A 13,229-nucleotide genomic window follows, 5' to 3' on the forward strand; every position below is an offset into this window, starting at 1 on the left:
ATCATTGCTGGCACTGACAATCCACTTACTATCAGGGCTAAAGGCGACAGAATTAACTTCTTGTTCATGCCCGCGCCAAGGTTGACCAATGGGGTTGCCGTTGCTATCCCACAAGCGCACTGTAAAATCATTACTAGCACTGGCAATCCACTTGCCATCAGGGCTAAAGGTGACAGAATTCACCCAATTCTCATATTTGCGCTGCGATCGCCCGATGACCCGATCTTGTAGTATTTGATCTAGCTCCCACAAACGCACAGTTTTATCGCTACTACTGACAATCAGCTTGCCATCGGGACTAAAGGCTAGGGAATTAACCTGTCCTTCATGTCCGCGCCAAGGTTGAGTGATGGAGTTGCCGTCAATATCCCATAAGCGTATTGTGCGATCGCAGCTACCACTAATAATAAACTTACCATCAGGGCTAAATGCTACAGAATTTACACGCCCTTCATGCCCGCGCCAAGGTTGACCGATGGGATTACCTTGGATATCCCACAAACGCACTGTAGAATCACTACTACCACTGATAATAAACTTGCGATCGGGGCTAAAGGCGACGCAAATAATTTTTGCCTCATGTTTGTGCCAGGGTTGAGTCATGGCGTTACCTTGTAAATCCCACAAACACACCGTCCCGTCAAAACCAACACTGATAATAGAATCACCATTGGGACTAAAGGCGACGGAAATAATTCCTTCCTTATGTCCGCGCCAAGGTTGAGTAATAGCGTTACCTTCTAGATCCCACAAACACACCGTTCCGTCAAAACCAACACTGACAATAGAATCACCATTTGAGCTAAAGGCGACGGCAATAATTCCTTCCTCATGTCCCTGCCACGGTTGAGTCATGAGATTACCTTGTAAATCCCATAAACACAAAATTCCGTCAATACTGCCACTAACAATAAACTTGCCATCAGGACTAAAGGCCAGACAATTCACCTCTTGCTCATGTCCCAACAAAAATTGAGCAGTAGGATTGCCAACTATATTCCACAAGCACACCGTAGAATCGCTACTGCCACTAGCAATAAACTTGCCATCAGGACTAAAGGCCAGACAATTCACCTCTTGCTCGTGTCCGCGTAAGCTGTTTGCTTCTGTAGGTGTGTTCGTTGCTTCCTTTAAGCTTCCCAAAACAGGAGCTAGAAGTTGGTGTGGATATTTCTCTAGATTCTCACCCATTGTTTGAATTGCCAGCACCAAACCCTCTAGCGGTTGGACAGGAAGTAAATTCAAAACCCTGGCGGATTGTTCGCGTAGTTTTAATTCAGTCAGTGCCAGGTGTAACTTTTGAATCTCTTGTTCCTTTTCTCTCAAATGGGGTTCGCACCATCCAACACTAGGATTAATAAATTGATGAGCTTGTTCGCTGAAATCACCAAATATTTGCTCTTTTAATTCTTGATAAGTCTTTGTTTGCAGAACCCGGTTTTGAAGATTTTCATTTTTCCACAGTACATCTAGAGTGTATTCCAGAAGTGGTAAAGAATCATCTTGTTGGTGAAAATCATCAATAACTTGCTCGATTAGTCCTTGTTCAAAGCTAACGCCATTTCTCGCAGCAGGTTCAGCGATCGCTAACTTTAATTCGTCATCGCTCATTCTAGTGAGTATACAACTATAGCGATCGTGGATCTTCGCCAGTTGCGGATACTCACTAAATCTATCCAAAAAATCTGATCGCATTGTTAAAACAACTTTGACAGAGCTATCCTGCTGCTGGCTCAATTGAAACAGATTATCAACAAATTTGTCACGTTCTGGCTTTTGAGTTTTCGTAAATAATTCTTCAAATCGGTCAATCAAAATCAGAACACACTCATAATCTTGTTTGAGTAAGTTGACAATTTTAATTAGGGTATTTTCTCTTATTCCTTGACTAATATTTGCTATTTTTAATTGTTTTAAATAGGTAAAATCAAGACATTTATAAATAGATTCAAAAGGGTTTACATCTGGCTGAAAAGTTAGATTAATTAAGGAATTTTTATGATAACCTAAATAAGGTATTAAACCTGCTAAAATCAATGATGATTTGCCACTGTATGCTGCTCCTAAAAGCAAGAGAGCATTATCTTTTTCCAAGCGATCGCTTAGATTAGCAATCCACTTATCCCGACCAAAAAATTTGTCTTTATCTTTAATTTCAAAAGTTTTTCTCCCTAAGTAAGGAGAATCTATTTTGAGTGGACGACAATGAATGTCTTCAGATTGACTGTCAGAAAAAAAGTTGTATTCAGAAATACCTTGGACATTACATCCAGTATTTATATTGCCTTCAGAACTGTTAACCATCTTATCTCCTTCCCTTTGGACACCTCTGGCTCAGTCTTTCCCTCAGTTATAGTTCTTTGGCTAATCTTTGTAAGTACCTTAACAAAATTAATTACTAGACTTCTTGCAGAAGTCGGGAAAGGGGGAAGGGGAAAAGGTTTGGTATTTTCCCTTTCCCCTTTAACCTTTTCCCTTTTCCCACCTCTAGTTCCTAAATTCGGTTTTAAATAATTTTATTCAGCAAAATTACTTAAGTCACTTTTAAAAATATGGAGTAACTTTATCCTAAAACGCCGGAAATGACAAAAGAGATGGAACTTTTTGATAACCTACACCTTGCTATGTTTAGTGGCAAAGGTGGAGTCGGAAAAACAACAATCTCCTGCACCTTTGCATATCGTTGGGCGCAGAAATTTGTCAACGAGCAAATTCTTTTAATCTCAACCGATCCGGCTCACTCTCTTGGAGATGTCTTACAAGTTAGCGTTGATGACATTCCTCGTCCCATAGCGGAACTACCCAATCTACTAGTAAGAGCGTTGGATGCAAAGCTTTTACTACAAAAGTTTAAAGAACGTTACGGTCAGGTGTTGGAACTGTTAGTGGAGCGCGGTAGTTTTGTGGAAGGAGAGGACTTGCTGCCAGTTTGGGATTTAAATTGGCCTGGACTGGACGAATTGATGGGTTTGTTAGAGATCCAACGCCTTTTCAACGAGCAGCAGGTAGATCGAGTAGTAGTGGATATGGCTCCTAGCGGTCATACTCTCAACTTGTTTGGATTGATGGATTTTTTAGACACTTTTCTGCACTCTCTGGAACTGTTTCAAGAAAAGCATCGGTATATTAGTAAGACCTTTGCCGGGAGTTACACACCCGATCGCGCTGACGAATTTTTGCAAACCCTAAAAGCTGAACTTTCCCAAGGTCGTCGTCTGCTTCAAGATCCTACCCATACAGCTTGTTTGTTAGTTGCGATCGCCGAACCAATGAGTTGGTTGGAGTCAAAACGATTTCTAGAAGCCCTACAAGCCATGCAGGTTCCTTGCGGAGGGTTGTTTGTCAACCAAGTCCTTGCTAGTGCGACTGACCGCGATCGTTACCAAGAACAACAACCACTAATCGGCCAGTATACGGCTCTTGCTAACGGCAAGCCGATTTTTATCGTGCCACAGCAAGATCAGGAGCCTTTGGGAATTGTAGCCCTCAGCCATCTGATCAACCAAATCCATGTTCCTCAGATGGAACCCCTATCTCCTATTGAGCTACTCCCAGTTCAATGGCCGGAAACAATTCCTCCTAGTTTTGGGGATTTTCTGAACCAAGGTCGTCGCCTGTTATTAATTGGCGGTAAAGGTGGAGTAGGCAAGACTACAGTAGCAGCTGCGATTGGTTGGGCTATGGCTCAACAACATCCCGATCGCAAAATTCGTATGGTTTCTATCGATCCAGCCCACTCCTTGGGTGATGCCTTTGGTCTGAGTTTTGGACACGAACCATATCAAATAACTGCCAATCTTCGAGGTCAGGAAGTAGATAGCGATCGCCTTCTGGAGCAATTCAGAGCCGATTACCTGTGGGAACTAGCCGAAATGATGAGTGGCGAAACCCAAACAAGCGAAGCTATTGAAATGGCCTATGCTCCTGTTGCCTGGCGTAAAATTGTCGAGCAAGCTTTACCAGGGATTGATGAAATGCTTTCCCTGTTAACAGTAATGGAATTGCTAGAGCAACAAGAAGAAGACTTGATTATTTTAGACACTGCTCCTACAGGTCACCTTCTGCGTTTTCTAGAAATGCCAACTGCACTAGCAGACTGGCTAGCTTGGATTTTCAAACTCTGGATTAAGTATCAAAATGTCCTTGGTCGTACAGAGTTTATGGGGCGTTTACGAACTTTGCGACAGCGCGTAGTCAAAGCCCAAAAAGTGCTAAAAGACCCACAACAAGCAGAGTTTATTGGCGTTACACTTAACCAGACTAGCGTACTTGCCGAACAACATCGCTTGTTTAAATCTCTGCAAGAAATAGGTGTAAGCCAGAATTACGTTGTTCTCAACCGCTTTACTTCTACAGCAACCATTAATTGCGATTTTCCAGGTTTGACAATGGTTCGCTTACCACTGCTTCCTCGCTCAGTTCAGCCTTTAGAACGCATCCAAGCAGCCGCGGCCTGTTTATTTTAAAGACTAATTAGACTAAATACTTTCATACCCACAGAGAAATTTATTATGCATCGCACTCCAAATCGCGGACAAATTCAAGCCAAACTTAGCTCAATGCCTCCTCAACGTTCACAAGCAAGAGTTTATTTAAATGCTTACAAAATGATGTTGGAAAAAGAGCGTTTAGAGCAGGAACTACAGAAACTCGAAGCACGCCGACATCAGATTCAGCAGCGTCTTGCTATTTTAAATAGTCAAACAATTGCTGAAGAAGACATCACCCATCAGCAAGCAAATACTAGCTTGGAGGACAATACACCAAAATTCAACACCATAACATTGGAATACTAAGTACTAATATTTCAGCTTGTCTATTCTTCGTAACCTGCTTGCGAAGCATTGGCTTTTAGAATCCTTACCAATCAAGCGTTTTAGTAAGTTAATCAAACTTTTTCTTAACTTTTATCAAAATCATCAGCAAAAGGCTCAGAAATTATTGTCATTGCGAGCGAAACGGAGTGTCGGTAAGCAATTCCAGCATCAGGGGGATTACTACGCTATCACTCGTAATGACGAAATTACGTTATTGTTGCGTAAGTCCTGTGAAAAATAAAAATTGCTATGGAAAAAGCAGTTTTTTAGCTTTTTCTTTTAGTTCTTCAGGACATTCATTAAGCAAAGCTTTCTTTACATCATCTTTTAAGCTTCTTGCCTCAAGCCAACCTGTTAAATTGCACTTCCACATATTTTCATCAAAAAAACGTTTTACACGCCCATTTTCATATAATGTATAATCATTATCTTTGTCACAAGTTCCCAGGTAGACTGTACATATCTCTTTTGATTCTGTCATTTTCGTTTTATCCGATATTCTTGATGCAATCTACAAAATTTATCAAACTATTTCTGGTAATGAGAAATTAAATAAAACTTTTGCCAGAATTTAGCCCCCACTAAATTAGCTTTCTCAAAATTAGCACCTGTTAAATTGCATTTATTAAAGTTAACATTAGCTAAATTAGCACCTGTAAAATTTCTGTAAGAAAAATCTTGTCCAGAAAGGTCAGCATCGCTAAGATCGGCTTTAAAGTTTGGATCTAAGTCCACTTTATTGTTCCACTCTTCTCCATTTTGCAGTAAGCTCAAGTATATTCTGTTAGCCATTTTTTTACCTAAAATAAGTACAAGTGTACTACGCCACAATTTTACAGTCAAGCATATATTGTGGGTAACTCGCCAGCTTTTACCAATAACTTTGGCTTTCAAATTACCAGATGCGATCGTATAAACTTGTGTACACGTTAATAAATTCAAATGTTTACAATTTGACAAGTTAGATTGTAAACAAGTAGAAAGTACACTGTTGGGGCAATAATTTATCAGTAAGCTGGCAAAGAATTAACCGAAATGGACAATTATGACAATTTCTTGCAGGAGCTAAAAGAACACATACGCAACGCCCAGGTACGAGCTGCATTATCTATTAACCGCGAATTGATATTGCTCTATTGGCAAATTGGGCGAGATATTCTTCTTCGACAACAACAACAGGGATGGGGAACAAAAGTTATCGAACGTCTTGCCAGGGACTTAAAAGAAGCCTTCCCACAGATGAAAGGATTCTCAGCACGTAATCTTAAGTATATGCGGGCTTTTGCTGAAGCTTACCCAGATGAACAAATTGTGCAGCAGGCTGCTGCACTAATTCCCTGGTTTCATAACTGTGTAATTTTAGATAAAGTTAAAAATAATTTTGAGCGGTCATGGTACATCCAGAAGACCATAGAAAATGGTTGGAGTCGCAATATTTTAACTCTACAAATTGACAATAGACTTTTTGAGCGTCAGGGAAAAGCTGTCAATAACTTTGATGCTATATTACCCTCTCCTCAATCAGACATTGCTAGAGAGACTTTAAAAGATCCTTACATTTTTGATTTTTTAACTTTAGGAGAAGCAGCACAAGAACGAGAAATAGAAAAAGAGCTTGTTAAACATATTACCCAATTTCTTTTAGAATTAGGTGTGGGATTTGCCTTTGTTGGACAGCAATATAATTTAAAAGTTGGAAATGAAGATTTTTATGTAGACCTGCTTTTTTATCATGTAAAACTACATTGTTTTGTAGTAATTGAACTAAAAACGGGTAAATTTAAACCTGAGTATGCAGGAAAAATTAATTTTTATCTTTCGGCTGTAGATGATTTACTTAAATCTCCTCTAGATAGTCCTTCCATTGGTTTAATTTTGTGTGCAAGTAAGGATAATATTATTGCTGAGTATGCACTGCGTGATGTCAATAAACCAATTGGTATTGCTGAATGGCAAACTAAACTTACTAAATCACTGCCCAAAGAGTTACAAACAAATTTACCAACTATTGAGCAGTTGGAAGCAGAATTGGAGAATTTGTCTGTAGAAGTAGATAATGAAGAAAAGGAGTAGTAGTGTAGGTTAATCTACAATGCTTGCTCGAATATCTTTTAAAGTCATCATTAGTGTGAATGGTTCTATTGGTGATGCTTGAAACCCACGTTTTAAATAAAATTTTTTAGCTTCTTCATCTTTAGCGTGAACCAAAATACATCTAACACCAGCTATTTGAGAGACTGATAAAATCCGTTTAATAGCATCTTTTAATAAACCAGACCCTATACCTTGTCCTTCCCATTTGGTATCTACAGCTATCCTACCGATAAGCATACACGGTATAGGGTCTGGTGCGTTCCGTTTAGCTTTGCTAACAGATGCTAAATGAGTTACAGAAGCTGTTGCTAAACAGTAATAGCCTATGACTTTATTTTCAACTGTTACTACAAATGTTCTGGCTGTATCCCCCTCACTTTTCAAAGCTCTCTCCTTCAGCCAGCTATTCAAGGCTTCTGATTTGGATTCAAACTCTGATACATCATGGTCTTTAGTAACAGGCTGAGGAGCATTAATCATTTTCGTTTTGTTTGTCATCAATCCCAAGGCGATTTAGTATTTAAGAGTTTACGAATTTCTTCATTCGCTTTAGGTGGTGAGTCCAAAATAGTAATAAATTCTTGATATTTTTCTTGATCTAATGCAAAGAAGGTTTTGTCACAGATGACTTTTTCAGCTTCTCTACAGGCTACCTCTAACATAAAGTCAGAACGGCTTTTACCAAGAATCGCAGCCGCATTGTCAATTAAATCCCGTTGTTGTTCTTGAACTCTAATATTAATTACTTGATTACGACCAAGATTATCCATTTTAGAACGGGCAACCATTAAGTAACTTCCATGTTTATGTGTCATATTAAGCATTACCAAAGTAAGCTGCAACCTTACTTCAGTAATGCTTAATATCTAATATAGAATATTGTATATACAACGTCAACACATCTCATGTATTAGTGAAAATATCGGGAAAAGACTCTTTTCCTCTCTGCGTCTCTGCGCCTCTGCGTGAAAAAATCATCCCGCATTTATGCAACGCCCTATTCCCCCAACCCTGTTCCCTGCTGTTCTGCTTCCAGAATCGCTAATAAAAGAGCTTCTTCCTGAATTTCAAACTCTTCTTCCGGAATTTCTCCCATATCAAAAGCAAGTTGGAGTGCAAGAAGTTGCTTGCTGAGATTTTCTTTATCATCAATTTCAGTACTCGCTTGTTCTAAAATTTTTTCCCCAAGCCACGTTACCCCCATTAATGGGCCAGTAATTGGTAATAGTAAGAAGCGCAGAACCATATAACTTTACACTCGTGTAGATTTATTAAAGCTGTCCTCGCAAGACCGTAATCATGCTGATGACATAGATATTAAACATTACTAGTCTTGTGTTGATGCCAAAATGCATGGGATTTGAGTCCAGTTAAGGCTTATTGACATCCGTATTTTATATATCCAATGTGCAAAAAATTACTTTTTTAGAAAATTCCTACTTAGGAGGTACTTAGAGCTTGACAACAGTATTAAATGCATCTCCCCAACGATTTGTCAATACCCCAGCTATTCAACGCGTCGCTCAACGTGCTTTGCGCTATCTACAGTCAGGTTTTTCAGTACATTTACGTGGTGCGGCTGGAGTCGGAAAAACTACTCTGGCAATGCATCTAGCTGATTTGCTCAACCAGCCTATCATCCTCTTATTTGGAGATGATGAGTTTAAAACCTCAGACTTGATTGGTAATCAATTAGGTTATACCCGTAAAAAGGTTGTTGATAACTTCATCCACAGCGTTGTGAAAGTTGAGGACGAACTCCGACAACACTGGGTTGATGCCCGATTAACCCTAGCTTGTAAAGAAGGATTTACGCTGGTTTACGACGAATTTAATCGATCGCACCCGGAGGTAAATAACGTTTTACTCTCCGTACTTGAGGAGAGGTTGTTAGTCTTGCCAACAAACCAACATCGAGCCGAGTATATCAGGGTTCATCCTCAGTTTCGGGCAATCTTAACATCAAATCCTCAAGAGTATTGTGGAGTCCATGCAACTCAGGATGCTTTGATGGATCGTGTGATTACCATCGATATGCCTCCACCTGATGAACTCACTCAGCAGGAGATTGTAGTTCATAAAACAGGCATAGATTCTGAGAAAGCAGACAAAATCGTGCGCTTGGTGCGGATGTTTTGGAGTCGCTCTGCCTCTGGACAAGGCGGTGGGTTACGTTCCTGTCTGATGATTGCTAGAATCTGCCACGAGCATGAAATTTTCGTAAACTTTGAAGAGCCTAACTTCCAAGATATTTGTGCTGATATCCTGCTTTCTCGCACGAATCAACCTCGTATGGAAGCAACTCGGCTACTGGAAGAGGTTTTGCGTGAATTGTATCATAGTACAAATACTCAATCTCAGCCGGCAGAAGAGATAATACCAGACAGTCAAAATCAGATTGTATTGGCACAACGAGTACCTTACGAGCATGAAGTCTACAACTACCTGTGCAAGTCTCCAGGAAGGCGTTTCTCTGATTTGGCAACAGAATTAGGGATCGATCGCAGTCAAATTGTAGCTGCACTCAAGTCTCTCAGAGAGCAAGGAGTATTATTGCAAATGCAGGGTAATACTGAACTGCCAAACATATCACAAGTGGCTTTTGATTCAGGCCATTTAATAAACAAATGAGTACTCATACTAACCCGGGAGTTATCACAGCAACTCAAGGTTCTACCTTGGCAGATATCCTCGAACGGGTTTTAGATAAAGGCATTGTGATCGCAGGAGATATTTCTGTTTCCGTCGGCTCCACAGAACTGCTCAACATTCGGATTCGTTTGTTGATTTCTTCTGTTGATAAAGCCAAAGAGATTGGAATTAACTGGTGGGAGAGCGACCCCTATCTTAATAGTCAAACTCGCACCTTATTAACAACTAATCAACAACTTCAAGAGCGTGTTGCCAGTCTAGAAACAGAACTGCGATCGCTCAAAGCACTCAATCCTATTAATCATCAGAATGCAGGCGATTAGTAAATCAAAAGGTTCCGATTCAGGTTTAGCACCGTTGTTATTGACGGTTGTTGAACTGATACGCCAACTCATGGAAGCTCAGGTGATTCGGCGTATGGATGCTGGCAACCTCAGTGACTCTGAGTTAGATCGAGCTGCCGAAAGCCTGCAACAGCTTGAACAACAGGTTATTAAGCTTTGCGAGGTATTTGATATTGACCCAGCCGATCTAAATATTAACTTGGGTGAAATGGGAACTTTACTTCCCCAATCTGGAGGATACTACCCCGGTGAAACCTCTAGCCAACCCTCTATTCTAGAACTCCTCGATCGCCTATTAAATACGGGTGTGGTAGTTGAAGGTGACTTGGACTTAGGACTGGCTCAATTAAACTTAGTTCACGCCAAGTTAAGATTAGTACTCACCTCTAAACCCCTGTAAATTTTTTATCTACATTCTTATTGGTAAGACATTGTTATGAGTTATGGCTTTTACATTTATGGAATTTTGACCTTGCCTGCTCCGCAAGATTTAAATTTAGAAGGGTTAGATCGGCAACCCGTACAAATTAAAATTTTGGATGATTTTGCAGTCATCTACTCCGAAGCACAGCAAGAGCGTTATTTAGCAAGCCGTCGTAACCTGCTAAGTCATGAAAAAGTCCTTGAGGACATTATGCAAGCAGGCGATGTCTACGACGGGCTACGCCAACGCAATTTACTGCCCGTGCAATTTGGACTTTTGGTTGCAAGCTGGGAAACGTTTTCAGAGCAATTAATTCGTCCTCATCAAGAAGAATTGACGCAATTGCTAGCAAAGTTATCAGGTCGCCGAGAAGTTAGTGTCAAAGTTTTTTGGAATACCGAGGCAGAAATTCAGGGATTGTTAGCAGAACACCCAAATCTCAAAACCGAAAGGGATAAGCTAGTCGGTCAACCTCTGAATATGGAGCAGGTAATCCAAATAGGACAAGCCATCGAACAGGGAATGAGCGATCGCAAACAAGGCATCATAAATTTATTTCAAGGCACTCTCAACTCCATTGCGATCGATATGGTGGAAAATACTCCCCAAATGGACACAATGATTTACAACGCAGCCTACCTAATTCCTTGGGAAGCAGAATCACAATTTAGCGAACAGGTTGAAGCACTTGATCGTCAATTTGAAGAACGTTTGCGAATTCGCTACAACAATTTCACTGCCCCTTTTAACTTTGCTCGCCTGCGATTATTCAGTTCCAACTAAACAGCAATAAAAATTGAAACTTTGGAATTAGAAATTAAATTTTCTCTGTCAGGGCTTACACAAGAACTCTCTAAAACCCTCTTTACTTTGTGTCCTTTGTGTCCTTTGCGGTTCGTTTTTTCATAATTTTGCTTAAGTCCTATCTGCCTTTTATTTAAATAAAATCAATGGACGACATATTTAAAGGATTTGAACAGCTATTAGAAATTGCCAAAGCATTAGAAGAAAAAGCAGAGAAAGGCGAGTTAAAAACTTCTATTCAAATTCGCTCCCATAATCTTAGTAGTATTCCTCGACAAGGCAATATTCCGAGAACAAATAATTCCAGCCGAGTCAGATCCAATTCCACCAATGCAGCTACACCAATGGATGACACTGATGTCACCCCACCATCAGCTCGGACGAACTCAAAAACTTCTTGGCAAGATGTCGGCGGCTTGGGTGATGTTCTCCAAGAAATCAGAGAGTTAGTTGAAATTCCTCTAAAACGTCCAGATTTATTGGTGAAATTAGGGTTAGAACCTCCGCGTGGGGTTTTACTAGTTGGCCCGCCCGGTACGGGAAAAACTTTAACAGCCCGTGTTTTGGCAGAAGAGTTAGAGTTAAACTACATTGCCATCAATGGCCCAGAGGTGATGAGCAAGTATTACGGGGAAGCAGAAGCTCGTTTACGAAGCATTTTTGAGAAAGCAACTCGTTCTGCTCCCTGTCTGATATTTATTGATGAAATTGACAGTCTCGCCCCAGATCGCAGCCAAGTAGAAGGTGAAGTTGAAAAAAGACTAGTAGCGCAGTTGCTTGGGTTAATGGATGGGTTTGCTAAAACCGAGGGCGTACTCGTACTAGCAGCAACAAATCGTCCCGATTATCTCGATCCGGCGCTGCGTCGTCCGGGACGCTTCGATCGCGAAGTTCATTTTCAAGTTCCCGATCGCAATGGACGGTTAGAAATTCTCACGATTTTAACAAATGCCATGCCCTTGGAGACTGCGGTTGATTTAGGAGCGATCGCTGATTTGGCTGTCGGTTTTGTCGGTGCTGATATTAAAGCACTTTGTCAAAAAGCAGCTTACATTGCCCTGCGTCGTCAAGTCCCCTCGCTCAACAGTCCGATTCCTGAGAACATGACTGTCATGCAGCAGGATTTTCTCGAAGCAATTAAGGAAATAAAACCCTCAGTTCTCAGATCTGTAGCAGTTGAAGCACCAAATGTGAGTTGGAATGACATTGGTGGTTTGGATGAGGTGAAACAAAAACTTCAGGAATCTGTAGAGGGCGCACTTCTATATCCCGAACTATACGAACAAACTAAAGCCAAGCCTCCCCGTGGGATTCTGTTGTGGGGGCCGCCGGGAACAGGAAAAACATTACTGGCAAAAGCGATCGCTTCTCAGGCTAGAGCCAACTTTATTGCTGTGAATGGCCCGGAATTACTCAGCCGATGGGTAGGTGCCGCAGAACAGGCAGTCAGAGAACTCTTTCGCAAAGCTCGACAAGCAGCACCTTGCGTTGTGTTTATAGATGAAATTGATACTCTAGCACCAGCACGGGGACGATTCAGTGGTGATTCTGGAGTTAGCGATCGCGTTGTCGGTCAACTGCTCACCGAATTAGATGGGTTGCATGAATGCCCGAAAGTATTGTTAGTAGGAGCAACCAATCGTCCAGAAACCCTCGATCCTGCCTTACTTAGAGCCGGAAGATTGGACTTACAAATCAAAATCGATCTACCAGATCGAACCAGTCGATTAGCTATTTTACAAGTTCACAATCTAGATCGTCCCTTGGTTGATGTCGATTTAGAAACCTGGGCGACAGTTACCGAGGGCTGGAATGGGGCAGATTTGGCTTTATTGAGCAATCAAGCTGCTTTAAGCGCAATTCGTCGCTACCGCGCTCAAGGATTAAGCGACTCTAGCCTGATTCAGATTACAAATGATGATTTTCAAGTTACACATCAGATGCTTGCTAATCAGCATCAATCTGAATAAAAGGGTGTAGGGTGTAGGGTGTGGGGTGTAGGGAAAAACCAAGGTTGTACCAATTCACTAAAATTCTGAAACAGATGTAAACTCTGAAAGCCTTGCTGCATCTTACGTTTTTTCATTACGAATG

The 13,229-nt window shown here is 40.9% G+C and carries 14 protein-coding genes; 8 read left to right on the plus strand and 6 right to left on the minus strand.

The window, feature by feature from the left end:
• Positions 1 to 2,304 (minus strand): WD40 repeat domain-containing protein (locus NCWK1_RS06445; RefSeq protein WP_422730838.1); only part of this gene is annotated, 2,304 nt, incomplete at its 3' end.
• 290 nt (positions 2,305 to 2,594) lie between these two features.
• On the opposite strand from NCWK1_RS06445, the gene NCWK1_RS06450 reads away from it, so the two are divergent.
• Both NCWK1_RS06450 and NCWK1_RS06455 read left to right on the plus strand, forming a co-directional pair.
• Positions 2,595 to 4,466, plus strand: coding sequence for an ArsA family ATPase (locus tag NCWK1_RS06450; protein WP_103124350.1), 1,872 nt, complete (start codon positions 2,595 to 2,597; stop codon positions 4,464 to 4,466).
• A 45-nt stretch (positions 4,467 to 4,511) separates the two neighbouring features.
• Positions 4,512 to 4,796: a hypothetical protein gene (locus tag NCWK1_RS06455; protein WP_103124146.1), complete on the plus strand. Its 285-nt coding sequence runs from the start codon at positions 4,512 to 4,514 to the stop codon at positions 4,794 to 4,796.
• Between the two features lie 268 nt (positions 4,797 to 5,064).
• Here the strand turns inward: NCWK1_RS06455 and NCWK1_RS06460 are convergent, their stop codons facing one another.
• Positions 5,065 to 5,298, minus strand: a complete 234-nt coding sequence (locus NCWK1_RS06460) for a hypothetical protein (protein WP_103124147.1) — start codon at positions 5,296 to 5,298, stop codon at positions 5,065 to 5,067.
• Positions 5,299 to 5,345: 47 nt separating this feature from the next.
• A complete protein-coding gene (locus tag NCWK1_RS06465) occupies positions 5,346 to 5,711 on the minus strand; it encodes a pentapeptide repeat-containing protein (protein ID WP_245894846.1) in 366 nt (121 codons plus the stop codon).
• 141 nt (positions 5,712 to 5,852) lie between these two features.
• Between NCWK1_RS06465 and NCWK1_RS06470 the strand changes: the two genes are divergently transcribed.
• Complete coding sequence (locus NCWK1_RS06470) at positions 5,853 to 6,890, plus strand: PDDEXK nuclease domain-containing protein (protein WP_103124148.1); 1,038 nt, start codon at positions 5,853 to 5,855, stop codon at positions 6,888 to 6,890.
• A gap of 9 nt (positions 6,891 to 6,899) precedes the next feature.
• On the opposite strand, the gene NCWK1_RS06475 is transcribed toward NCWK1_RS06470, so the two are convergent.
• The 3 genes from NCWK1_RS06475 to NCWK1_RS06485 form a co-directional block, all read right to left on the minus strand.
• Positions 6,900 to 7,409, minus strand: coding sequence for a GNAT family N-acetyltransferase (locus NCWK1_RS06475; protein WP_103124149.1), 510 nt, complete (start codon positions 7,407 to 7,409; stop codon positions 6,900 to 6,902).
• Complete coding sequence (locus NCWK1_RS06480; RefSeq protein WP_245894847.1) at positions 7,409 to 7,726, minus strand: type II toxin-antitoxin system TacA family antitoxin; 318 nt, start codon at positions 7,724 to 7,726, stop codon at positions 7,409 to 7,411. The genes NCWK1_RS06475 and NCWK1_RS06480 overlap by 1 nt, the downstream gene beginning before the upstream one ends.
• Before the next feature lie 182 nt (positions 7,727 to 7,908).
• Entirely contained in the window at positions 7,909 to 8,157 is a 249-nt protein-coding gene (locus NCWK1_RS06485; protein ID WP_103124150.1) for a gas vesicle protein GvpG, read from the minus strand.
• A gap of 212 nt (positions 8,158 to 8,369) precedes the next feature.
• Here NCWK1_RS06485 and gvpN point away from each other — a divergent pair, with 212 nt between their 5' ends.
• From gvpN to NCWK1_RS06510, 5 genes are all read left to right on the plus strand, one after another.
• Positions 8,370 to 9,542 carry a gas vesicle protein GvpN gene (gvpN, locus tag NCWK1_RS06490; RefSeq protein ID WP_103124151.1) on the plus strand — a complete coding sequence of 391 codons (1,173 nt, stop codon included), beginning with the start codon at positions 8,370 to 8,372 and terminating at the stop codon, positions 9,540 to 9,542.
• Complete coding sequence (locus NCWK1_RS06495; RefSeq protein WP_103124152.1) at positions 9,539 to 9,886, plus strand: gas vesicle protein; 348 nt, start codon at positions 9,539 to 9,541, stop codon at positions 9,884 to 9,886. Before gvpN ends, NCWK1_RS06495 begins: the two co-directional genes overlap by 4 nt.
• Complete coding sequence (locus tag NCWK1_RS06500; RefSeq protein WP_103124153.1) at positions 9,873 to 10,307, plus strand: gas vesicle protein K; 435 nt, start codon at positions 9,873 to 9,875, stop codon at positions 10,305 to 10,307. Before NCWK1_RS06495 ends, NCWK1_RS06500 begins: the two co-directional genes overlap by 14 nt.
• Before the next feature lie 36 nt (positions 10,308 to 10,343).
• Positions 10,344 to 11,114 carry a gas vesicle protein GvpF gene (gene gvpF, locus NCWK1_RS06505; protein ID WP_103124154.1) on the plus strand — a complete coding sequence of 257 codons (771 nt, stop codon included), beginning with the start codon at positions 10,344 to 10,346 and terminating at the stop codon, positions 11,112 to 11,114.
• Between the two features lie 167 nt (positions 11,115 to 11,281).
• Positions 11,282 to 13,105, plus strand: a complete 1,824-nt coding sequence (locus tag NCWK1_RS06510) for an AAA family ATPase (RefSeq protein WP_103124155.1) — start codon at positions 11,282 to 11,284, stop codon at positions 13,103 to 13,105.
• Positions 13,106 to 13,229: the final 124 nt, after the last annotated feature.

Origin of the sequence: Nostoc cycadae WK-1, assembly GCF_002897135.1 — a bacterium.
Taxonomy (GTDB): domain Bacteria; phylum Cyanobacteriota; class Cyanobacteriia; order Cyanobacteriales; family Nostocaceae; genus Nostoc_B.